Genomic DNA, 22,182 nt, shown 5'->3' with positions numbered 1-22,182 from the left:
ACGGGTGTGAGGGCCGCTACGTAAGACCCACAGAACGACGACACTCCGGTCCCCGGCCCCCCGGCACTACAGTGGGTCGGACAGGCCAGCAGGCAAGGCAAGCACCAGGGAGCGCATGACGTGCGGCCGGTAGGCAGCAAGTACCTGCTCGAGGAGCCGCTCGGACGCGGCGCCACGGGCACCGTCTGGCGAGCCCGCCAGCGCGAGACCGCGGGCGCCGAGGCGGCCGTGCCGGGGCAGCCCGGCGAGACCGTCGCGATCAAGGTCCTCAAGGAGGAGCTGGCCGGCGACCCGGACATCGTCATGCGGTTCCTGCGTGAGCGGTCCGTCCTGCTGCGGCTGACCCACCCGAACATCGTCCGGGTCCGCGACCTGGTCGTCGAGGGCGAGCTGCTGGCGCTGGTCATGGACCTCGTCGAGGGCCCCGACCTGCACCGCTACCTGCGCGAGAACGGGCCGTTCACCCCGGTCGCCGCGGCCCTGCTCACGGCCCAGATCGCCGACGCCCTCGCCGCCAGCCACGCCGACGGCGTCGTCCACCGCGACCTCAAGCCGGCCAACGTCCTGCTCCAGCAGTACGACGGGCGGATGCACCCGCTGCTGACCGACTTCGGCATCGCCCGGCTGGCCGACTCCCCGGGACTGACCCGCACCCAGGAGTTCGTCGGTACGCCCGCGTACGTCGCGCCGGAGTCCGCCGAGGGCCGCCCGCAGACCTCCGCCGTCGACATCTACGGCGCCGGCATCCTGCTGTACGAGCTGGTCACCGGCCGCCCGCCGTTCGCCGGCGGCTCCGCCCTGGAGGTGCTGCACCAGCACCTGAGCGCCGAGCCGCGCCGCCCCTCCACGGTCCCCGACCCGCTGTGGACGGTCATCGAGCGCTGCCTGCGCAAGAACCCGGACGAGCGCCCCAGCGCCGTGAATCTCGCCCGCGGCCTGCGCGTCGTGGCCGAGGGCATCGGGGTGCACGCGAACTCCGCGCAGATCGCCGCCGCCGAGGGCGTCGGCATGCTGCTGATGCCGGACCCGGCCCCCGCGCCCGTGCCGGACACGCCCGGCGCGGCCGACCCGACCCAGGTCCTTCCGCAGGGCGCGGGCTCGTACGACCCGAACGGGGCGACCAGCGTCCTGCCGCACACCGGCGGTCCGGCCGGCGCGGCCGACCCCACCGCCGTCATGAACCACCGGGGCGCGGCCGACCCGACCGCCGTCATGCCGCCCGTCCCGCCGGGCTCGCCCGGCCACCCGGGCGGGCAGAACCAGCAGGGCGGCCCCGAGGACCCGCACCCCTGGCAGAACCAGCTGCGGGCGGCCCGCGACCGCAACGAACAGACGCAGGTCCAGTACCTCGACCCGAACGAGGACCCGCTGCGGCGCCGCCCTCAGCGCCAGGTCGCGCGGCCGCAACAGCCCCCGCGCCGCCAGGCACCCCCGCCCGGGCCCGGCTACGGCCATCCGCAGCAGCAGCCCCAGCAGTACGCCCCGCAGCCACAGCGGCCCCAGCCGCCGCAGCGCTACGCCCCGCCCGCGCCCCCGCCCCAGCCGCAGCAGCCCCAGCAGCCGCAGCGCGAGCCCCGGCAGCCGCGGCAGCGCAGCGCCAACCGGATGCGGATCCCAGGCCTCGGCTGCCTGAAGGGCTGCCTCTTCACGATCGTCATCCTGTTCGTCGCGGGCTGGCTGATCTGGGAACTGAGCCCGCTGCAGGAGTGGATCGGCACCGGCAAGGGCTACTGGGACCAGCTCACCGACTGGTTCAGCACCGTGACCGGCTGGTTCGAGAAGCTCGGCGGGAGCGGTTCCGGCACGAACTGACCGGAACCGCCCTGCGGGGTTGGTGATTTGTCGACATCCGGCGGGTGATTTCCGCCTCCCCGGTGAAGGTTGGCTCCTCGGACGCGTAGTTTTAGCGACAACACGCGTCGGTAGGAGCAGCCTTGGCACGGAAGATCGGCAGCCGGTACACCGCCCACCAGATCCTCGGGCGGGGCAGCGCCGGCACGGTGTGGCTGGGCGAGGGCCCCGAAGGTCCCGTCGCCATCAAGCTGCTGCGCGAGGACCTCGCGTCCGACCAGGAACTCGTCGGACGCTTCGTCCAGGAGCGCACGGCCCTGCTCGGCCTGGAGCACCCGCACGTGGTGTCGGTGCGGGATCTGGTCGTCGACGGCAACGACCTGGCCCTGGTCATGGACCTCGTCCGCGGCACGGACCTGCGCACCCGCCTGGACCGGGACCGGCGCATGGCCCCCGAGGCGGCCGTCGCCATCGCGGCCGACATCGCCGACGGACTGGCGGCCGCGCACGCCGCGGGAGTCGTGCACCGGGACGTCAAGCCGGAGAACGTCCTCCTGGACATGCAGGGCCCCCTCGGCCCCGGCGGCTCCCACCGCGCGCTGCTGACCGACTTCGGCGTGGCCAAGCTCATCGACACCCCGCGCCGGACCAAGGCCACGAAGATCATCGGCACCCCCGACTACCTCGCCCCGGAGATCGTCGAGGGCCTGCCCCCGCGCGCGTCCGTCGACATCTACGCGCTCGCCACGGTCCTCTACGAGCTGCTGGCGGGCTTCACCCCCTTCGGCGGCGGACACCCGGGCGCGGTCCTGCGCCGGCACGTCACGGAGACGGTCGTCCCGTTGCCCGGTATCCCGGACGAGCTGTGGCAGCTGCTGGTGCAGTGCCTGGCCAAGGCCCCGGCCTCGCGGCTGCGGGCCTCGGAGCTCGGGGCCCGGCTGCGGGAGCTGCTGCCGATGCTGGCGGGCATGCCCCCGCTGGAGGTCGACGAGCCGGACACCGAGTCCGCGGAGGAGGCCGACCGCGAGGAGCAGCCCGCCGGACCGGCCCCGGCCGGGGAGCGGGTCCGGCGGCGGGGCGCGGTCCCCCTGGTGCCGGGCGCGAAGCCCACCGACTCCAACCGCGACACCCACACCTCGATGCGCGTCCCCGCCCCCGACGAGCTGGCCGGCGGCGCCCACGGCACGGCCCGGGCCCCGCGCACCGCCGGCGCCCCCCGCCCTGGCTCGGCCCGCAACCGCGCCGCGACCCGGCGCCGCCGGATGGCCCTGGGAGCGGGCGCGGTCGCCCTCGCGGCGGCGATCGGCGTCGGAGCCTGGCTGACCACGTCGGACGACGACGGAAGCGCACCTCCCCAGGACACGCAGAACTCGGCCCCGCAGACCCCTTGAGCCGCCTGCTCCGGCCGCCCGGCGATGGCCGCCGGGCGGAGCCGTTACGCTGGAGGGCGTGGCAGTCGTCGACGTATCCGAAGAGCTCAAGTCCCTCTCCTCGACCATGGAGTCGATCGAGGCCGTTCTGGACCTCGAGAAGCTGAGGGCAGACATCGCCGTGCTCGAGGAGCAGGCGGCCGCGCCGTCCCTCTGGGACAACCCCGATGAGGCGCAGAAGATCACCAGCAAGCTGTCCCACCTCCAGGCCGAGGTGCGCAAGGCCGAGGCCCTGCGCGGTCGCATCGACGACCTGGGCGTTCTCTTCGAGATGGCCGAGGAGGAGGACGACCCGGACACCCGCGCCGAGGCCGAGTCCGAGCTGGTCGCCGTGAAGAAGGCGCTGGACGAGATGGAGGTCCGCACGCTCCTCTCCGGTGAGTACGACTCCCGGGAGGCGCTGGTGAACATCCGCGCCGAGGCGGGTGGCGTCGACGCCGCCGACTTCGCCGAGAAGCTCCAGCGCATGTACCTGCGGTGGGCCGAGCAGCACGGCTACAAGACCGAGATCTACGAGACGTCGTACGCGGAAGAGGCCGGCATCAAGTCGACCACCTTCGCCGTCCAGGTGCCCTACGCGTACGGCACGCTCTCCGTCGAGCAGGGCACGCACCGGCTCGTGCGCATCTCGCCCTTCGACAACCAGGGCCGGCGCCAGACCTCCTTCGCAGGCGTCGAGATCCTGCCCGTGGTCGAGCAGACCGACCACATCGAGATCGACGAGTCCGAACTGCGGGTGGACGTGTACCGCTCGTCCGGCCCGGGCGGCCAGGGCGTCAACACCACCGACTCCGCGGTGCGCCTCACCCACATCCCCACCGGCATCGTCGTCTCCTGCCAGAACGAGCGGTCGCAGATCCAGAACAAGGCCACGGCCATGAACGTGCTCCAGGCCAAGCTGCTGGAGCGGCGTCGCCAGGAGGAGCAGGCCAAGATGGACGCCCTCAAGGGCGACGGCGGCAATTCCTGGGGCAACCAGATGCGTTCGTACGTGCTGCACCCGTACCAGATGGTGAAGGACCTGCGCACCGAGTTCGAGGTCGGCAACCCCGAGGCCGTGTTCAACGGCGAGATCGACGGGTTCCTCGAAGCCGGAATTCGCTGGCGCAAGCAGCAGGAGAAGTAAGTTTGTCGACAAGGCAACTGCCGCCATCAGGGCGGCAGTTGCCTTTTCCGTGCTCCATGTCCGGGTTTTACATCACAGTCACAGCCTCAGACTCCCGGCATAGCCCCCGTAGTTGGACATGGCGGCCGTAAACGACCTTGACGTGTTCTTGAAAAATGGGAAGGGTAAAGCGCGGCATGCGTGTCTCTGGGGCGCATGTGAACCGGGGCGCCTTTCACCGCAGTTGTCCCCGTCGAGCACAGCCCCGAGCGCTGCCTAATGACGATGAGCTACTGGGGGTAGCAACCACATGACGAAGAAGACGCGGATTCGTGTCGCGCGGATAGCCGCCGGTGCCGTGATCGCCGCCGGTGCCTCGCTGACCGCCGCCGGTGCGGCATCCGCTCTCGACCTGGGCGTGAATGTCGGCCTCGGCGACACCAGTGTCGGTGTCGGCGTGAGCGCCGGCGACGACCCGACGGCCCCGCCGACCGAGCTGCCGACGGACCCGCCGACCGAGCTCCCGACCGACCCGCCGACGGACCTCCCGACGGACCCGCCGTCGACCGAGGAGCCCACCGACGAGCCGACCGAGCCTACCGACGAGCCCACCGAGCCCACCGAGGAGCCGACCGACGTCCCGTCCGACCCGGGCAACGGGAACGGCGGCGGCAACGGCGGCGGCAACGGCAACGGCGGCGGCAACGGCAACGGCAACGGCAACGGCAACGGTGGCAGCATCGGCGACGGCAACAATGCCGACCCCGACGGCGGCACCTCGCCGCAGGAGGAGGGCTCCTCCGCGCTCACCGAGATCGGCTCGGACTCCACCCCGGCCTCGCAGGCCCAGGCCCAGGGCAACGGCCAGGAGCTCGCCGAGACGGGTGCCGCGCAGACCACCTTCCTGGTGATCGGCGCCGCCACGATGATCGCCGGCGGTGTCGGCTTCCGTCTGCTGCCGCGCCTCGTGGGCGGCCGCGGCGGGGCTGCCGCCTGACGGTAGCCGCGGCCGTACGGACCGTACGCACAGCGCACCACCGAGGGCCCGGAGCGAAACGCTCCGGGCCCTCGGCCATGTCTGGGGGCTGCGTACCGCCTACGCCGTCTGGTGCGCCAGCAGGGCCACCGCGGCGATCAGCACCGTCAGCAGTGCGATCAGAGCCATCGGGTTCATGCCCGCGAGGAAGTTCTCCTGCTGCATCCGCTCACGGTTCGCGCGGCACACGGCGCAGCGGCCCTCGTTCACGGGGGACGCGCAGTTCGCGCACACCAGCCGGTCGTACGTCATGCGCTTGCCCTCCTTGCGCCGGTTCCACGTGTTCAACGTCCGTGGGGGCGGGAATGTTCCCCCTCCACTTTGCCAGGTTCCTTCGGCCCTCGCGCGGCTGCGCGTTTTCTGTGGTGGTACGCACAGTCCGCCCACGCCCCCCGGCGCTCTGTACAAAACGGCACAACCGTGGCGCAACCACGGTCGGTGACTGCGGTGCCCCACCCGGTTCGCGTATGGTCACGCTCATCTACCCCCGGCGACCCGTGGTGCATCCGTGATCCGATTCGACAACGTCTCCAAGGTCTACCCCAAACAGACCCGCCCCGCCCTCAGGGATGTATCCCTGGAGGTCGAGAAAGGCGAGTTCGTCTTCCTCGTGGGGTCCTCCGGCTCCGGAAAGTCCACCTTCCTGCGGCTGATCCTCCGCGAGGAGCGGTGCAGTCACGGTCAGGTGCACGTTCTGGGCAAGGACCTCGCCCGCCTCTCCAACTGGAAGGTTCCGCAGATGCGGCGCCAGCTGGGGACGGTGTTCCAGGACTTCCGCCTGCTGCCGAACAAGACGGTCGGCGAGAACGTCGCCTTCGCGCAGGAGGTCATCGGCAAGTCGCGCGGCGAGATCCGCAAGTCCGTTCCGCAGGTGCTCGACCTCGTCGGGCTCGGCGGCAAGGAGGACCGGATGCCCGGCGAGCTGTCCGGTGGTGAGCAGCAGCGCGTCGCCATCGCGCGGGCCTTCGTCAACCGCCCCAAGCTGCTCATCGCCGACGAGCCCACCGGCAACCTCGACCCGCAGACGTCCGTCGGCATCATGAAGCTGCTCGACCGCATCAACCGGACGGGCACGACCGTGGTGATGGCCACGCACGACCAGAACATCGTGGACCAGATGCGCAAGCGCGTCATCGAACTGGAGAAGGGCCGCCTCGTCCGCGACCAGGCCCGCGGTGTCTACGGCTACCAGCACTGATACCGCACCCGAGATCCACGGAAAGGCATAACCGCTCGCCATGCGCGCCCAGTTCGTCCTGTCGGAGATCGGTGTCGGTCTCCGCCGCAACCTGACGATGACCTTCGCCGTCGTCGTCTCCGTCGCCCTGTCGCTCGCCCTGTTCGGCGGGTCGCTCCTGATGAGCGACCAGGTCAACACCATGAAGGGCTACTGGTACGACAAGGTCAACGTCTCGGTCTTCCTCTGCAACAAGAGCGACGCCGAGTCGGACCCGAACTGCGCCAAGGGCGCGGTCACCGACGACCAGAAGAAGCAGATCAAGGCCGACCTCGACAAGATGAACGTCGTCCAGGCGGTCACGTACGAGTCGCAGGACCAGGCGTACAAGCACTACAAGGAGCAGTTCGGCGACTCCCCGCTCGCCAGCTCCCTCACGCCGGACCAGATGCAGGAGTCGTACCGCATCAAGCTGAAGGACCCGGAGAAGTACCAGGTCATCGCCACCGCCTTCAACGGCCGGGACGGCGTGCAGTCCGTACAGGACCAAAAGGGCATCCTGGACAATCTGTTCAAGCTGCTGAACGGCATGAACTGGGCTGCCCGCGCGGTGATGGCACTGATGCTGGTCGTCGCGCTGATGCTGATCGTCAACACCGTGCGCGTCTCGGCGTTCAGCCGCCGGCGTGAGACCGGCATCATGCGGCTGGTCGGCGCCTCCGGCTTCTACATCCAGGCGCCGTTCATCATGGAGGCCGCGGTCGCCGGACTCATCGGCGGCACCCTCGCGTGCGGTTTCCTGCTGCTCGCCCGGTACTTCCTCATCGACCACGGACTCGCCCTGGCCGACCAGCTGACACTGATCAACTTCATCGGCTGGGACGCCGTCCTCACCAAGCTGCCGCTCATCCTCGCGACGAGCCTTCTGATGCCCGCGTTGGCCGCGTTCTTCGCGCTGCGCAAGTACTTGAAGGTGTGACGCATGCCAAGAGGGGCCGTACGGTCAACCGACCGTACGGCCCTTCCGCTTGTCCTAGACTCACCGGCATGTCAGGTCGTGACCCGTTCTGTCAGCCCCGTCGCATCCGTCGCGGGGCCGCCCTGACGTTGGTGTTCACGAGCGTGCTCGTCGCCGGTGCGGCCACCGGGGCGCTGCCCCAGGGCCGGGAGAAGTCCGCGCCGGACGTGGTCCGTTCGGCGGGTTCGGCCGCACACCGCGCGGATGTCGCCCGGGCCGCCGAGGAGGCCATGGACGACGGCACGTCCCCGGTCCAGGCCGCCAAGCGCGCCGTCAGCCGCAGCGGGGACCGCTGGGGTGCCGTCTACTCCCCGGGCGAGTACGAGGAGTTCGAGGAGTCCCTCGACGGCCAGTACACCGGCGTCGGCCTGTGGGCCCGCAGTGGACGGGACGGCCGCATCGAGGTGACGAGGGTGCGCGCCGGGTCGCCCGCCGCCACCGCCGGCATCCGCCCCGGAGACCTGCTGCGCAGCGTCGACGGAGAGAAGACCGACGGCCGGCCCGTCACCGAGGTCGTCTCCTTACTGCGCGGCGACGCCACCGACGCCCCCGCGGGCACCACCGTCCGTCTCGGCCTGGAGCGCGGCGGTCGCGCGTGGACGGAAACCGTGCGCCGGGCCCAGCTGTCCACGGACTCGGTCACCGTCCGGGAGCTCGCGGGCCGCGTCACCGTCATCAAGGTCGACACCTTCACCAAGGGCTCCGGCCACCAGGTCCGTGAAGCGGTCCGCCGGACCCCGCCCCGCGCCGGGATCGTCCTCGACCTGCGCGGCAACTCCGGCGGCCTGGTCACCGAGGCCGTGACCGCCGCATCCGCCTTCCTCGACGGCGGCCTGGTCGCCACCTACGACGTCGACGGCGAGCAGCGCGCCCTGCACGCCGAGTCCGGCGGGGACACCACGAGACCGCTGGTCGCGCTCGTCGACGGCGGGACGATGAGTGCGGCCGAGCTCCTCACCGGCGCCGTTCAGGACCGCGGACGGGCGCTCGTCGTGGGCTCCCGCACCTTCGGCAAGGGCTCGGTCCAGATGCCGAGCCGGCTGCCCGACGGCTCCGTCGCGGAGCTGACCGTCGGGCACTACCGCACCCCCTCCGGCCGCGGCGTCGACGGCCGGGGCATCACGCCCGACCTGGAGACCGGCGAGGACGCCCTCCAGCGGGCCGGGACCGTACTGCGCGGCCTGGCGAGCTCCTCGTAATCGACTTTCCGTCGGGGCCCTCCGTAGTGCGAAAATGGTCGGCACTATGGCTAAGGAAAAAGGGCGCAAGCTGATCGCCCAGAACAAGAAGGCGCGGCACGACTACCTCATCGTCGACACCTACGAGGCCGGCTTGGTCCTCACCGGGACCGAGGTGAAGTCCCTGCGCCAGGGACGTGCGTCGCTGGTCGACGGCTTCGTGCAGCTGGATCAGCACGAGGCGTGGCTGTACAACGTGCACGTGCCGGAGTACAGCCAGGGCACGTGGACCAACCACAGCGCCCGGCGCAAGCGGAAGCTGCTGCTGCACCGCGCGGAGATCGACAAGCTGGCCTCGAAGACGGGCGAGACGGGCCACACCATCGTGCCCCTCGCGCTGTACTTCAAGGACGGCCGGGCCAAGGTCGAGATCGCGCTGGCGAAGGGCAAGAAGGAGTACGACAAGCGTCAGGCGCTGCGGGAGAAGCAGGACCGCCGGGAGACCGACCGCGCGATCGCGGCGGTGAAGCGGAGGCAGCGCGGGGCGTAGGGAATACGCTGGCACCGACCCGCGTTGGTCACGTACGATGGTGTCTGCACCCCACGGCGGGTGCGCGTCCCTCTTCGGAGGGGATTGTCAACACAACATGGGGATGATCGGTTTCGACAGCGGCTGTCGAAGCAGGGGAAGCGTGTCGAGGAAGCGGCAATGATCTCGTAAACCATATGTCGCAAAAAATAATCGCCAACACCAAGCGCGATTCCCAGTCCTTCGCCCTCGCTGCCTGATAAGCAGTGACTGAAGGACCCTAAATGGGTGTCAGCCCGGGAGTGTTCCCGGCCCGGATCCTGGCATAATCTAGGGAACTAAACCATCGAGCCCGGTCACGGGGCCCGATGGGAAATCAAACAGTGACTGGGCCCGTCGGCGACTTGTTCGCGTGATCGCCGGGGCCGAGAAAATCACAGCGAACTGCACACGGAGAAGCCCTGATTCTGCACCGTTGGACGCGGGTTCGATTCCCGCCATCTCCACTCATCCCATGTGGGCGAAGGCCCCGCCGCTTCAGAGCGGCGGGGCCTTTGTCATGGGGGTGTACTCCGTGATTTCGACGATCAGCCGAGCTCCAGCGTGAGGAGCCCCGTGCCGGGCGCGGCCTGGACCTCGCGGGTGCCCGTGGCCAGGCTCCAGGCGGCTGCCGGGGCGGCGCACGTGGCCCGCAGGGTGTTCCCCTCGCGGACGACCGTGAAGGTCACGTCCCCGACCGGAACCGTCACCTCGTCGCCGGGCCGCAGGCCGTACGCCCGCAGGGTCACCCCGTCGGCGTGGTCGTAGTCCGGGCGGTCGTCCCGCGCCCCGAACGGGATGACCGCGCCGGGCCGGACCAGCAGCGGCGCGCTCAGGAAGCCGTGCCGCTCGCGCACCCAGCGCGGGCCGGTCACCGGCTCGCCGGTCAGCAGGTGCGTCCAGGTGCCCTCGGGCACGTAGTACGTGACGTCGCCCTCGTCGCTGAACACCGGAGCGACCAGCAGATCCGGGCCGAGCATGTACTGCCGTTCCAGGTGGGCGCACCCCGGGTCGTCCGGGAACTCCAGCACCATGGCCCGCATCACGGGCAGGCCCTCGGTGTGGGCCGTGCGGGCCGCTTCGTACAGGTAGGGCATGAGGCGGAGCTTCAGCCGGGTGAAGTGGCGGGCCACGTCGACCGACTCCTCGTCGAAGTGCCAGGGGACCCGGTAGGACCGGCTGCCGTGCAGTCGGCTGTGCGAGGAGAGCAGCCCGAAGGCCAGCCAGCGCTTGAACAGGGCCGGTGTGGGGGTGCCCTCGAAGCCGCCGATGTCATGGCTCCAGAAGCCGAAGCCCGACAGGCCGAGGGACAGCCCGCCGCGCAGCGACTCCGCCATCGACTCGTACGTCGCCTCGCAGTCACCGCCCCAGTGCACGGGGAACTGCTGGCTGCCCGCCGTCGCGGAGCGGGCGAAGACGATGGCCTCCTGCTCGCCGCGGTGCTTGCGCAGCACCTCGAAGACGGTGCGGTTGTACAGGTACGTGTAGTAGTTGTGCATCCGCTCCGGGTCCGAGCCGTCGGACCAGACCACGTCGAGGGGCACCCGCTCGCCGAAGTCGGTCTTGAAGCAGTCGACGCCCTGCGCGAGCAGCGTCTCCAGCTTGGCGGCGTACCAGTCGCGGGCGGCCGGTGACGTGAAGTCGACCAGGGCCATGCCGGGCTGCCACATGTCCCACTGCCAGACGCTGCCGTCCGGTCGCCTCAGCAGGTGCCCGAGCGCCTTGCCCTCGTCGAACAGCGGGGAGCGCTGAGCGATGTACGGGTTGATCCAGACGGAGACGCGCAGGTCACGGGCTTTCATCCGGGCCAGCATGCCCTCCGGGTCCGGGAAGACCCGCGGGTCCCACCGGAAGTCGCACCAGTGGAACTCCCGCATCCAGAAGCAGTCGAAGTGGAAGACCGACAGCGGCAGTTCGCGCTCCCGCATGCCTTCGATGAAGGACGTCACCGTCTCCTCGTCGTACGAGGTGGTGAAGGACGTCGACAGCCACAGGCCGAACGACCAGGCGGGCGGCAGGGCCGGGCGGCCGGTCAGGGCCGTGTACCGGCGCAGGATGTCCTTGGGAGTGGGGCCGTGGATGACGTAGTACGTCAGCTCCTGGGTCTCCGCGCTGAACTGCACCCGGGACACCACCTCCGAGGCGACCTCGAAGGACACCTGGCCCGGGTGGTCGACGAAGACGCCGTAGCCGGCGTCCGTGAGGTAGAACGGCACGTTCTTGTAGGCCTGTTCGCTGCACGTGCCGCCGTCGGCCTGCCAGATGTCGACGACCTGCCCGTTCTTCACCAGCGGGCCGAAGCGCTCACCGAGGCCGTAGACGGACGTGCCGACCGTCAGGACCAGTTGTTCGCGCAGGTGGTGCGCGCCGGAGGCGTCTCGCATGATGCCCGCGTTCTTGTGGCCGCTGCTGGTGAGCGTGCGGCCGTGCGCGAGGAACTCGACGTGCCAGGGGCCGCCGCGGGCCAGCCGGACCGACAGGTCGCCGGAGGTCAGGCTCGCGTGCTCGTCGTCGTACGCGATCTCGGCGGTGGTGGCCGACGTCGTGAGCTCGAACTCGGGGCCGCGGGGCTCCCCGCCGGTGAAGTGCGTCAGGGTCAGTCCGATGACGTCGGGCATGGGGGAGTGCACCTTGACGGTGAACACCGGGCCCGTCATCAGGTCGCCGCGGGAGCGGATGGGCCGGGTCGGCGCGTGGATCTCCAGTGCGCCGTCCCGCTCGGTGACGTCGAGGACCTGGGACGGGTGTGACGCGGTCACGCCCTCGCGCAGGAGCCAGTAGCCGTCGGTGAACTTCATCTGGGGTCCCTACTCTCCCGACGCATGGCGTCGAAGCGCTTCGACGATCGAACGTATGCGGGGGGCGTCAGGACGTCAATGGGGTTCAAGGCTCTTGGTGAAGCGATTCGAAAAGCCGCCCAGGGACAAGGTCAGAGACAGGAGCAGGGCCGTGGCCGCCGCCGTCACCGGGACCGTGTAGCCCGTCGTCGGGGAGAGGTGCTCCACCGTCCAGCCGCCGATCGCGCTGCCGCAGGCGATGCCGCCGAGCAGGCCGGTCACCGCGAGGGTCATGCCCTCGTTCAGCCGGCCCTCGGGAGTGCGTTCCTGGACCAGCGTCATGGTGGTGACCATCGTCGGGGCCGTCGCCATCCCGGCGACGAGCAGCGCGGCCGCCAGCAGGAGGAGCGAACCGGTGAGGGCCGCGGCCAGCAGGGGCAGGGTCAGCAGCGCGGTCATCGCGGCCACGCACCGGGGGAGCCGGGACGCGGCCGGGCCGGTGGGCCTCACCGCGCCGTACAGCAGGCCCGCCGCGCAGGAGCCCGCGGCCTGCAGTGCGAGCACGGCACCGGCCGCCGGCTGCCGCCCCTGCGCGTCGGCGAAGGCCAGCGTGACGACCTCCGTCGCGCCGAAGACGCCGCCCATCGCCAGGCAGACCGCGAGCAGCGGGGGGATCCCGGGGGCGCGCAGGGGTGCCTTGCCGGGTATGTGCGCGCGGACCGGGGGCTCCGTCGCGCGCCGGGTCGTGAACAGGACCATGCCGGTCAGCAGCAGCACCGCGCCGGCCAATGTGCCCGCCTCGGGGAAGCAGGTCCCGCACAGGAAGGCCGCGAGCACCGGGCCGAGCATGAAGCACAGTTCGTCCGCCGCCTGTTCGAAGGAGTTGGCGGTGTGCAGCGCCTTGGGGTCGCCGGCCAGCAGGTGCGCCCAGCGGGCCCGGGACATGCCGCCGGTGTTGGGGGTCGTGGCGGTGGCGGCGTAGGAGGCGAACAGGGTCCAGCCGGGGGCGTCGTGGCGCACGCACAGCAGCAGCGAGAGGGAACCGAGTACGGCGATCACCGTGGCGGGCAGGGCCACCCGGGCCTGGCCGTACCGGTCGACGAGCCGCGCGATCCACGGCGCGACCAGTGCGGTAGCCGCGAGTCCCGTCGCGGTGACGGCGCCGGCGAGGGCGTACGAGCCCCGGCTTCCGGCGATCATCACGACCGCGCTGACACTGAACATGCCCATCGGCAGGCGGGCGATGAGGTTCCCGGCGGTGAACGCGCTGGCGCCCGGCAGGCGGAACAGGCGGCGGTACGGGGAGAGTCGGGGCATGCGTCCACCGTCGCCCGGGGACGATCAAGAGGTCCAACACCTGTTCCGCGCACACTCACGCACCTGGGTTGTGAATCCCTGACGCGAGGCCGAAAAGTCCATGGCGAGAAACATTTGCTCCCTGTTCTTCATACAGGGTTATAGAGATTACTGATGCTCCTCACAGTGCATGGAAAAGATGCTCATTCGCGAAATTCCTTCACTCGTTTGCCGCGCATCCGCCGAAGTGGACCGACGGTTAGTCGGTACATGACCGAGGCGACCAGGAAAGTCGGCTGGGCGGTAACGCTCGGCCCGTACACCTACATTCCCGCTCCAGCGCACTCGTCGGCGACAGTCAACGGGACGCTCACCAAAGGCGGTTGTCCGGTCACGCTGCAGGTGACCGAGGGGGTGCTGCGCGATTTCATCGACGCCATGAGCACGCTGGAAAAGGATCTTGCTCGACGGTGGATCAGTGCGACGGATTGGCCCGCTTTCGCGCTCGCGGAATAAGCGGGGCACGCCGTGTACGACAAAGTTGAGGGCACCGGCCGGCATCGGGCTCCGGCCCGGGATTTCATCACACCACTGACACCACCGGACCCTACCTGGGACCCCGCCGAAGAACTCGCGTTCATCCTCGAGGAAGCACTCGGAGAGCAGGCGAGGATTCCTGCCCCCCGCGACGAGGACCGGCCTCCCGCCGCGGCCCCGGCCCCGGCCTCGGCCCCGGCCTCCGCGCCGGTGACCCACATGCGGCGCCTCCAGGACATCACCGAGGAACTGCCGCCCGTGCGGGACGTCCCGAGACGGCACCGCAAGGTCCGGGCCCGCAAGGCCGCGGGCGTGCTCCGCACCACGAGCCTCCTCGTCGCGGCCCTGGCCGCCGTCATCGCTTCCGCGGTGAGCCTCCTGAGCGGTGTCGTCGCCTACGACCCGCTGCGCCTGGTCGCCGTGTCCCCCGCGGCACGGGGGCTGCGCACCTGGTGGCCCCTGCTGGTGTACGGGCCCTGGATGGTGGGCTCGCTGTCCGTCCTGCGGGCCGCGCTGCACCAGCGCCGTGCCGTGCACTCCTGGTGCGTGGTCCTGGTCTTCTCCTGCATCGCCGTGCTGCTGTGCGTCGTCCAGGCGCCCCGGACCATCCTCGGCATCGCGGCGGCGGCCCTGCCCGGCCTGGCGGCCCTGGCGTGCTTCCAGCAGGTCGTCCGCCAGATCACCCTGACCAGGCCGCCGATGCGGTCGGTGCCGCGTCACAGGGTGGGCCAGGCTCCGCCGGCGGCGGGTGCGGAGGGCCGGACGGGGCCGGAGGCCCCAGGGGCAGCGGCCCCCGGGAGGGGCCAGGGCGGCACCCCCCGAGGGAGCATCGGCACCTGAGCGGGCCGGTGCCACGACGGCACCGGCACCCCCGCTCCCTGTGCCGTCGTGTGCCGCCGAGGCCCCGGCATACCCGCGTCCCCCGCACTAAGCGTGGCGCGGGCCGGACACCGGCTACGTCCACTCCGACGACCGGGGCCGCACCTGGCGCGACAACGCCGTCACAAGGGGCAGGAACTGTTGACCCTGTGTACCGAGTGAGCGCGTGTGCCCGGCCCCCGGGCCGCTGTAGGTTCACCGCATGTCCGCCCACCTCGACCCTCGCCTGCTGCGTGGTTTCGTCACCGTCGCCGAGGAGTTGCACTTCACGCGTGCCGCGGTGCGGTTGCACGTGGCTCAGCAGGCGCTCAGCCGGGACGTGCGGCGGCTGGAGCGGGAGTTGGGGGCCGAGTTGTTCGTGCGGACCACCCGGCAGGTGACGCTCACCCCCGACGGGGAGCGGCTGCTGCCGTACGCCCGTCGGCTGCTCCGGGCCCAGGACGAGCTGCTCGCCGCCTTCGGCCAGGCCCGGCCGCTGCTGGTCGACCTCAACTCCCCGGGCCTGGCCACACCGCGCCGCGTCCTGCACGAGGCGCGCGAACTCGCCCGCCGGCACGAGCTGATGGCCCGTTACGAAAGCGGCCTGACCGGAGCCGCCGGTGAACTGCTCGCCGGCCGGCTGGACGCGTCGTTCGGACGGTTCGCCGGACTGGATCCGGCGCTGCGGGCCGGACTCGACCACCAGCCCGTGCGGTTCGAGCCGATGGCGGTCGTGCTGCCCGAGGACCACCGGCTCGCCGCCCTGGAGGCCGTGCCGCTGGCCGAGCTGGCCGGTGAGAGCGTCTATGCGGGCGCCGGCAATCCGCGCACACCCGAGTGGACCGGCCTCGCGCGGCTGCTGTTCGAGGGCCGGAACATCGATATCGCGCCACCCGCGCCGCTGGCCGTCGGAGACGAGGAGTTCCAGCGGATCATGGCCAGAACGCGCAACCCGATCCTGGCTGTCGTGGACTTCCCGGCCCTGCCGTCGACGGTGGTCCGACCGCTGGTCGACCCGGTCCCGTTGTCCCCCGTCTCCCTGGTGTGGCGCAAGGGCCTGATCCACCCCGCGTTCGACGCGCTGCGGCGGGCGGCGGCCCGACTCGCCGCCGAGGAGGGGTGGCTGCGGCGGCCCACCGGAGGGTGGATTCCGGCCGGTGACGATGTCCTCATGACGTCTCACGACTGACACGATTCGACACCCGCGCACACACACAACCTCCCCGTGCGCTACATTCAATGCCTGAGCACGGTGTGGTAATAGGGGTGCGTTCGGACGGGTGGGGGCCCGGTCCGACGGCGGGTGCTCAGGTCGTCAAGCGCACCTGAACCATCCCGTGGGGGGAAGTGCGTGCGCGTGAAAGAGTGGCGAGAAGACGCCCAACCCGAGTGGCCCGAGGCCGCTGCAACTACCGGGGAACTCCCGTCGGACGGCAGAGGCCGGGACAGGAGAGCCACGCAGGTCTTCCCCGGCCATGACGTCCGGACGGCGAGCCACCTGCTGCCCGCGGGGACGGAGGTACTGGCCGGTATTCCCCGCCAGAGCGACGGCGAGGCCGCTTCGTTCGCCCCGGAGCGGGGGAGCCGGACCTCGGTCCGCGACCCCTGGCAGGAGCAGGAGGAGGCCGGCCCGTCGGAGCACGTCCGCGGCACGGACGGCCAGACCCACGATCCGCACGAGGTCACCATCCAGCTCGACGCCGTGCAGCTCGGGGACGGCTTCCTGCGTCAGGTCGCCAACGGCACGGGCGCCGAGGCCCCCGCCGACCGCCCCGTCTTCGTCGACGAGTCCGGCCGCCGCAGCCGCCGCTACCGCCGGATCGGCATGGCCATCGCCCTGGCCTGCGGGGTCTACGCCGTCGTCATCGTCGCCACGCTGCTGTCGGGCAACTCCAACGCCCCCTGGCTGCCCGTGCCGACCAGGGAGGACAACCCGCCGGCCGGGCAGGTCGACAGCCCGCCGCTGACCGCCGAGTCGGCACCGCCCGGAGACGCGGGAGACACCGGCGCCACAGCGCCGGGCAGCACGCCGGCGACCGGCGACGCCACCGCACCCGCGCCCGGCCCCAGCGCCGCCGCGCCCGAGGCCACCGCCGACCCCGGCACGCGCCCCGGCGCGTCCGCCGAGCCCTCGCCGACCGCGACCCGGACCACCCCGAAACCGGGCACCAAGGCCACCGACCCGGCCCCGACCAAACCGGCGGACCCGCCGAGCACGCCGGTCCCCGACCCGACACCCACGGGCGTGGCCACCCCTCAGCCCACCGAGACGACGGGCACCGGCGGCGACGGCGGCACCGTCGCGGAAGGGCCGGCCGAGCCACAGCCCGTCGCGGAGGCCCCGGCCGAACCGCAGCCCGCCGCCGAGACGCCCGCCGCCTAGACCGCGTCGCCGCCCGGGTCGCGTCGTCGCCTGAACCGCGTCGCCGCCCGGGCCGCGTCGCACGTGCGGCGCCCGCCGCTCCGGGCGCCGCACCTCCGCTTCCGGCCGGGCGCATCCTTTCCCGCCGCATCCGGCCGACCCGCAGGAACCCGAGTCCTCCGGGGCCGGGACCACCTCGAATCAGCCGCTCCGTCGGTCCCGCCCCGCTCACACGGCGGGACCCCCAGGACGTCGCGGACACCGCGCGCAGCCGCGACGTCCCCGCCCGGCCGGGCCCTTCCCGCCACACCGTCCGCCCGCCCCGTCCCCGTACCACCCCATCCCGCACCACCCGGAGTTCCACCACTCATGGCATCCCGTACTCGCCGTTCCGGGCCCGCGTCCCGAGCCCCTGGCGGCTCCAGGCGCCGGCGCCTGCCCATGCGTCTGTTGCTGCCCCTGCTCGTGCTCGTCGCGCTGGGGGCGATGCTCATGCTGCGCGGATACGTGCACAGCGAGATCCTCGCCGACCACCGGGTCAGGCCGCCCGCCGCCACCGACCAGGTGCCGGAGAAGATCATGAGCGGCGGGCCCGTCATCGATGCCCGCAGCGGCCGCACCGAGAGCCTGCGTGTGCCCGACCACCACCTGGTGCTCACCTTCGACGACGGCCCCGACCCGGTCTGGACGCCGAAAGTCCTGGACATGCTGAAGAAGCACGACGCGCACGCGGTCTTCTTCGTCACCGGCACCATGGCCTCGCGCTACCCCGACCTCGTCCGGCGCATGGTCGACGAAGGCCACGAGGTCGGCCTGCACACCTTCAACCACCCCGACCTGTCCTACCAGTCCAAGAAGCGCATCGACTGGGAACTGTCCCAGAACCAGCTCGCCCTCTCCGGCGCGGCGGGCATCCGTACCTCCCTCTTCCGGCCGCCGTACTCCTCCTTCGCCGACGCCATGGACAACAGGTCCTGGCCGGTGACCGAGTACATCGGCGGCCGCGGCTACATCACCGTCGTCAACAACACCGACAGCGAGGACTGGCGCAAGCCCGGCGTCGCCGAGATCGTCCGACGTGCCACGCCCAAGGGCGGCAAGGGCGCGATCGTCCTGATGCACGACTCCGGCGGCGACCGCCACCAGACCGTCGAGGCACTGGACCGCATGCTGCCCGACCTGCGCGAGAAGGGCTACGCGTTCAGCAACCTCACCGAGGCCCTCGACGCCCCGAGCGCGCACTCCCGCGTCACCGGCCTCGACCGGTGGAAGGGCGCGGCGTGGATCTTCCTGGTCCAGGCCTCGGAGCACCTCACCGACGGACTGGTCGTCGGACTCGCGATCGTCGGCACCCTCGTCATCGGCCGTTTCGTGCTGATGCTGCTGCTCTCCGGGGTGCACGCACGCCGGGTGCGCCGCCGCGGCTTCCGCTGGGGAGCGCCGATCACCGAACCGGTGTCGGTCCTGGTCCCGGCGTACAACGAGGCCAAGTGCATCGAGAACACGGTCCGTTCCCTCGCCGAGAGCGACCACCCCATCGAGGTCCTCGTCATCGACGACGGCTCCTCCGACGGCACCTCACGGATCGTGGAGGCCATGGGCCTGCCGAACGTCCGGGTCGTCCGCCAGCTCAACGCGGGCAAGCCGGCCGCGCTCAACCGCGGTGTGGCCAACGCCCGCTACGACCTGATCGTGATGATGGACGGCGACACGGTCTTCGAACCGTCCACCGTGCGCGAACTGGTGCAGCCCTTCGGCGACCCGCGCGTGGGCGCGGTGGCGGGCAACGCCAAGGTCGGCAACAAGGACACCCTCATCGGCGCCTGGCAGCACATCGAATACGTGATGGGCTTCAACCTCGACCGCCGGATGTACGACGTGCTGCGCTGCATGCCGACGATCCCCGGCGCGGTCGGAGCCTTCCGCCGCAGCGCGCTGGAACGGGTCGGCGGCATGAGCGACGACACGCTCGCCGAGGACACCGACATCACCATGGCCCTGCACCGCGACGGCTGGCGCGTGGTCTACGCGGAGAACGCCCGTGCCTGGACCGAGGCGCCGGAGACGGTCCAGCAGCTGTGGTCCCAGCGCTACCGCTGGTCGTACGGCACCATGCAGGCCATCTGGAAACACCGCCGGGCCCTGGTCGACAAGGGCCCCTCGGGCCGCTTCGGCCGCGTCGGCCTGCCGCTGGTGTCCCTCTTCATGGTCCTGGCGCCCCTGCTGGCCCCGCTGATCGACGTGTTCCTCATCTACGGCCTCGTGTTCGGCCCCACCCAGAAGACGATCATGGCGTGGCTCGGCGTCCTGGCGATCCAGGCGGTCTGCGCGGCCTACGCCTTCCGGCTCGACCGCGAGCGCATGACCCACCTCGTCTCGCTGCCCCTGCAGCAGATCCTGTACCGCCAGCTGATGTACGTCGTACTGCTCCAGTCCTGGATCACCGCCCTCACCGGCGGCCGGCTGCGCTGGCAGAAGCTGCGGCGCACCGGCGTGGTCGACGCGCCCGGCGGCGGCCCCGTGCCGCGCCAGCGGTCCCAGAACAGCTCCGAGCGGAGGCCGGTGGCATGACCCACGGAAACCCGATCCCCACGTCATCGGCGGCGTCCGGCATGCCTGGGGCGTCCTACGGCATGCCGCAGCAGCGCACGACCGACACCGCACCGGAGGGCGGAACCGCCACCGCGACCGCCCCCGCCGCGCCGGCGCGCCAGGGCGGCGGCCGTGACCGCTACCTCGACCTGCTGCGCTCGATCGCCCTGGTCCGTGTCGTCGTCTACCACCTGTTCGGCTGGGCGTGGCTGACGGTGCTGTTCCCGTCGATGGGCGTGATGTTCGCGCTGGCGGGCTCCCTGATGGCGCGCTCGCTGAACCGCCCGGCGCTCGGTGTGATCCGGGGCCGGATCCGCCGCCTCCTGCCCCCGCTCTGGGTGTTCGGCGTGGTGGTGCTGGCGATGATGTTCGCGGCCGGCTGGAACCCGCTGAAGGACCCGGACCACGGCGGTGCCTGGGGCCTGGTCGACCTGGCCAACTACTTCTTCCCCGTCGGCGCCCCGCCCTTCCCCTGGCACCTCGGTGCCAAGTCCGGGCTGCTGGAGGAAACCTGGGCGGTGCAGGCGGCCGGTCCGCTGTGGTACCTGCGGGCCTACCTCTGGTTCGTCATCGCCTCCCCGCTGCTGCTGTGGGCGTTCCGCCGGGCGCCGTGGCCGACGCTGCTGGCACCACTGGGCCTCACGGCGGTCGTCGGCACGGGCCTGGTGAAGATCCCCGGCGAGACGGGCAACGCGGTGACCGACTTCGCGGTCTACGGCGGCTGCTGGATCCTGGGCTTCGCCCACCACGAGGGCCTGCTCAAGCAGATCCCCCGCTACCTGTCGATCTCCTGCGCGGCCCTGCTCATGGCCTTCGGCCTGTGGTGGGCCTCGGGTCATCTGGGCCCCGACGGCTGGGACCTCAACGACATCCCCCTGGCCCAGGCGGCCTGGTCCTTCGGCTTCGTGGTGATCCTGCTCCAGTACTCCCCGTCCTGGCGCGAACTCCCGGGCCGGCTGGCCAGGTGGGACAAGCTCGTGACGCTCTCCAACAACCGCGCCGTCACGATCTACCTCTGGCACAACCTCCTCATCATGGCCACGGTCCCGATCCTCGACCTGTTGTACGAGCTGCCGTTCCTCCAGAGCGACAGCGCGGTGTCCGCCCTGGACACCACGTACACCCTCTGGATGTTCGCCCTGGTCTGGCCGCTGATCGGTGCGGCGATCCTCATGTTCGGCTGGGTCGAGGACATCGCGGCGAAGCGATCGCCGCGGTGGTGGCCGAACGGGCGAGGCGGCAACAGCCGCAGGCGCCGGCGGTAGGGGTGGGCCGACGCGGGTGAGGGCCCGTTCCCCGGGGCTGTGCCCGTGTGCAAAACTGCCCGAGTTGCGTCTGTGAACGGGTGGCCCGGGGGAGCGGTGGAATGAGCAAGCGGCAGACACAGAAGATGCTGCGGCTGATGGCGAGCGGGGAACCGGTCGAGCTGACCAGCCCGATGGCGTCCGTGAAGAAGCTCGCCCGGCTGGCCTTCGTGGCCAAGCAGTTCGGCTACGAGTACGCCGACGTCCGCCAGAGCAGCGGCCGCAACGGCGCGCTCATCATGCTGCTCGTGCCCGACCCGAGCCCGCAGGCCCGGGCCCGGGCCGGGCAGAACTGGGCGCAGTACCCCGACGCGGCCGACGGCGTCTCCCTGCCGCCCCTCGTACCGGACGCGTTCGAACTCCTCAAAGCCCGCATCAACTTCGACCTCACCGGCAAGAACGCCGAGAAGCGCATGGGGTACGGGGCTCTCGGCGTCACCGTCGGCTGTGTGATCCTCGCCTTCCGTTTCGGGGGCCGGTCCAGCGACTTCGTCGCGGCCGGCGTGGTGTGGCTGCTGCTCATGGCGGTCTTCGGCATCGGTTTCCTGGTGACGCGCAAGCGCAACGCCAAGTTCGCGGCCCGGCTGCAGGCGGCGGGCTTCACGCCGGTGCGCGACGAGAACGGGCGGCTTCGATATCTGCCGCCGGGGGCGCAGCAGCCCGGGCAGGGCAACCCGTTCGCGGCCGGGCCGTACGGGGCCGGGCCGGGCCATCAGCCGGGTCCGGCGACGGGGGCGCCGGCGGCCTACGGGCAGCAGACGCCCGGTCCGTACGCCCAGCCGGCACCGGGGCCGTACGCCCAGCCGGCACCGGGGCCGTACGCCCAGCCGGCACCGGGGCCGTACCCCGGTCAGCCCGCGCAGGCTCCCTACGGCGGTCAGCCCGCGCAGGCTCCCTACGGCGGTCAGCCCGCGCAGCCCCCTTACGGCGGTCAGCCCGCCCAGGCCCCGTACCCGGGTCAGCCCGCGCCCGGCCCCTACGGTGCGCAGCCTCCAGGCCCGTACGCCCAGCCGTACCACCAGCCCCACCCCCAGCAGAACCTCCACGGGCAGCCCCCGCGGCACTGAGGCGGAAACCTCCCGGAACCTCTCATCCCGCCCGAGCCCGGGGTGAGAGCGAAGTTCCCTCGCGGTCACTCGGGTGCCACACGGCA

18 protein-coding genes and 1 other RNA gene are annotated in these 22,182 nt (G+C 71.4%); 16 read left to right on the top strand and 3 right to left on the bottom strand.

Features of this window, described 5'->3' with window-relative positions:
- The first annotated feature begins 120 nt into the window (after window positions 1–120).
- From ACZ7EG_RS04880 to ACZ7EG_RS04865, 4 genes are all read left to right on the top strand, one after another.
- Window positions 121–1,812, top strand: a complete 1,692-nt coding sequence (locus tag ACZ7EG_RS04880) for a serine/threonine-protein kinase (RefSeq protein ID WP_471072282.1) — start codon at window positions 121–123, stop codon at window positions 1,810–1,812.
- A gap of 122 nt (window positions 1,813–1,934) precedes the next feature.
- Window positions 1,935–3,182 (top strand): serine/threonine-protein kinase, encoded by a 1,248-nt coding sequence (locus ACZ7EG_RS04875; RefSeq protein ID WP_471072279.1) that lies wholly within the window; start codon window positions 1,935–1,937, stop codon window positions 3,180–3,182.
- Between the two features lie 58 nt (window positions 3,183–3,240).
- Window positions 3,241–4,347 carry a peptide chain release factor 2 gene (gene prfB / locus ACZ7EG_RS04870; RefSeq protein WP_471072276.1) on the top strand — a complete coding sequence of 369 codons (1,107 nt, stop codon included), beginning with the start codon at window positions 3,241–3,243 and terminating at the stop codon, window positions 4,345–4,347.
- Between the two features lie 289 nt (window positions 4,348–4,636).
- Window positions 4,637–5,323, top strand: coding sequence for a hypothetical protein (locus ACZ7EG_RS04865; protein WP_471072274.1), 687 nt, complete (start codon window positions 4,637–4,639; stop codon window positions 5,321–5,323).
- A 99-nt stretch (window positions 5,324–5,422) separates the two neighbouring features.
- Here the strand turns inward: ACZ7EG_RS04865 and ACZ7EG_RS04860 are convergent, their stop codons facing one another.
- Window positions 5,423–5,614: a hypothetical protein gene (locus ACZ7EG_RS04860; protein WP_471072272.1), complete on the bottom strand. Its 192-nt coding sequence runs from the start codon at window positions 5,612–5,614 to the stop codon at window positions 5,423–5,425.
- Between the two features lie 256 nt (window positions 5,615–5,870).
- Between ACZ7EG_RS04860 and ftsE the strand changes: the two genes are divergently transcribed.
- The 5 genes from ftsE to ssrA all read left to right on the top strand — a co-directional run bounded on the left by ftsE (window position 5,871) and on the right by ssrA (window position 9,773).
- Window positions 5,871–6,560, top strand: a complete 690-nt coding sequence (ftsE, locus tag ACZ7EG_RS04855; protein ID WP_003990615.1) for a cell division ATP-binding protein FtsE — start codon at window positions 5,871–5,873, stop codon at window positions 6,558–6,560.
- 40 nt (window positions 6,561–6,600) lie between these two features.
- Window positions 6,601–7,518, top strand: a complete 918-nt coding sequence (gene ftsX, locus ACZ7EG_RS04850) for a permease-like cell division protein FtsX (protein ID WP_471072270.1) — start codon at window positions 6,601–6,603, stop codon at window positions 7,516–7,518.
- A gap of 68 nt (window positions 7,519–7,586) precedes the next feature.
- A complete protein-coding gene (locus ACZ7EG_RS04845) occupies window positions 7,587–8,756 on the top strand; it encodes a S41 family peptidase (RefSeq protein ID WP_471072268.1) in 1,170 nt (389 codons plus the stop codon).
- 46 nt (window positions 8,757–8,802) lie between these two features.
- Window positions 8,803–9,285 (top strand): SsrA-binding protein SmpB, encoded by a 483-nt coding sequence (gene smpB, locus ACZ7EG_RS04840; protein WP_471072266.1) that lies wholly within the window; start codon window positions 8,803–8,805, stop codon window positions 9,283–9,285.
- A 99-nt stretch (window positions 9,286–9,384) separates the two neighbouring features.
- Window positions 9,385–9,773: a transfer-messenger RNA gene (gene ssrA / locus ACZ7EG_RS04835) on the top strand.
- A 78-nt stretch (window positions 9,774–9,851) separates the two neighbouring features.
- Here the strand turns inward: ssrA and yicI are convergent.
- Both yicI and ACZ7EG_RS04825 read right to left on the bottom strand, forming a co-directional pair.
- A complete protein-coding gene (gene yicI, locus ACZ7EG_RS04830) occupies window positions 9,852–12,101 on the bottom strand; it encodes an alpha-xylosidase (protein ID WP_471072263.1) in 2,250 nt (749 codons plus the stop codon).
- A 75-nt stretch (window positions 12,102–12,176) separates the two neighbouring features.
- Entirely contained in the window at window positions 12,177–13,397 is a 1,221-nt protein-coding gene (locus ACZ7EG_RS04825) for an MFS transporter (protein ID WP_471072260.1), read from the bottom strand.
- 249 nt (window positions 13,398–13,646) lie between these two features.
- Here ACZ7EG_RS04825 and ACZ7EG_RS04820 point away from each other — a divergent pair, with 249 nt between their 5' ends.
- From ACZ7EG_RS04820 to ACZ7EG_RS04790, 7 genes are all read left to right on the top strand, one after another.
- Window positions 13,647–13,892: a hypothetical protein gene (locus ACZ7EG_RS04820; protein WP_471072257.1), complete on the top strand. Its 246-nt coding sequence runs from the start codon at window positions 13,647–13,649 to the stop codon at window positions 13,890–13,892.
- A gap of 12 nt (window positions 13,893–13,904) precedes the next feature.
- Window positions 13,905–14,753, top strand: a complete 849-nt coding sequence (locus tag ACZ7EG_RS04815) for a hypothetical protein (protein WP_471072255.1) — start codon at window positions 13,905–13,907, stop codon at window positions 14,751–14,753.
- Between the two features lie 241 nt (window positions 14,754–14,994).
- Window positions 14,995–15,960 (top strand): LysR family transcriptional regulator, encoded by a 966-nt coding sequence (locus ACZ7EG_RS04810; RefSeq protein ID WP_471072252.1) that lies wholly within the window; start codon window positions 14,995–14,997, stop codon window positions 15,958–15,960.
- 168 nt (window positions 15,961–16,128) lie between these two features.
- Window positions 16,129–17,154 carry a hypothetical protein gene (locus tag ACZ7EG_RS04805; RefSeq protein ID WP_471072249.1) on the top strand — a complete coding sequence of 342 codons (1,026 nt, stop codon included), beginning with the start codon at window positions 16,129–16,131 and terminating at the stop codon, window positions 17,152–17,154.
- Between the two features lie 348 nt (window positions 17,155–17,502).
- A complete protein-coding gene (locus ACZ7EG_RS04800; RefSeq protein ID WP_471072246.1) occupies window positions 17,503–19,704 on the top strand; it encodes a polysaccharide deacetylase family protein in 2,202 nt (733 codons plus the stop codon).
- Window positions 19,701–20,990, top strand: a complete 1,290-nt coding sequence (locus tag ACZ7EG_RS04795) for an acyltransferase family protein (protein ID WP_471072243.1) — start codon at window positions 19,701–19,703, stop codon at window positions 20,988–20,990. The genes ACZ7EG_RS04800 and ACZ7EG_RS04795 overlap by 4 nt, the downstream gene beginning before the upstream one ends.
- Window positions 20,991–21,091: 101 nt before the next feature.
- Entirely contained in the window at window positions 21,092–22,096 is a 1,005-nt protein-coding gene (locus ACZ7EG_RS04790; RefSeq protein ID WP_471072240.1) for a hypothetical protein, read from the top strand.
- Window positions 22,097–22,182: the final 86 nt, after the last annotated feature.

This window comes from Streptomyces sp. NPDC037100 (assembly GCF_055606225.1).
Note: the sequence above shows the minus strand (reverse complement) of the source record. Positions and strands in the feature narration are given on the sequence as shown.